We start from the raw sequence: 503 nt of genomic DNA, 5'->3' as shown, positions 1-503 counted from the left end.
TAGGCGGGGCCCGCGGAGTAGCGGTGGACGCCGCCCATCGTGAACACGCCCTGCTTGCTGCACCTGCGGACCTCCCACCTCGCGCACGAGAAGGCGGCGGGCGGCAGCTCGCGCAGGGCGGCCCTGTCCTCCTCGAACAGCTCGGGCTCGGGGGTGCCGAGGCGGTAGTGGGGCTTGTCGCTCATGTCCAGGCAGTCCGCGAGCAGGCGCCGGTCGAAGGCCCTGACGTCGTGGAAGCTCGGGACCGGGACGAAGGCGTCGCGCCTGTGGCAGCCGACCTCGTTCTCGACGTTGCCCTTCTCGTTGCCCGAGTAGGGGTCGGCGAGGGCGTGGTCGAGCCCGTAGTGGGCGGCGAACAGCCTGAAGGGCTCGCTGGTGCGCACCTCCCCGCACACCCTCCTGCCGACCTCCGTCGCGTTGTCGAGCACCGCGCGCGGGCACGCCGCCCACGAACGCGAAGACGCCCGCGAGCCCCTCGCGCACGCACTCGGCGGCCTCGCCCC

The 503-nt window shown here is 73.4% G+C and carries 1 pseudogene; it reads right to left on the bottom strand.

The features are described from left to right. A pseudogene (locus tag HMPREF1316_RS01415) lies at window positions 1-428 on the bottom strand (IS21 family transposase); the annotation flags it as partial. Window positions 429-503 lie beyond the last annotated feature (75 nt).

It is taken from the genome of Olsenella profusa F0195 (assembly GCF_000468755.1).
Taxonomy (GTDB): Bacteria; Actinomycetota; Coriobacteriia; order Coriobacteriales; family Atopobiaceae; genus Olsenella_F; species Olsenella_F profusa.
The sequence above is the reverse complement of the archived record's forward strand: the minus strand, read 5'-3'. Positions and strand labels throughout refer to the sequence as shown.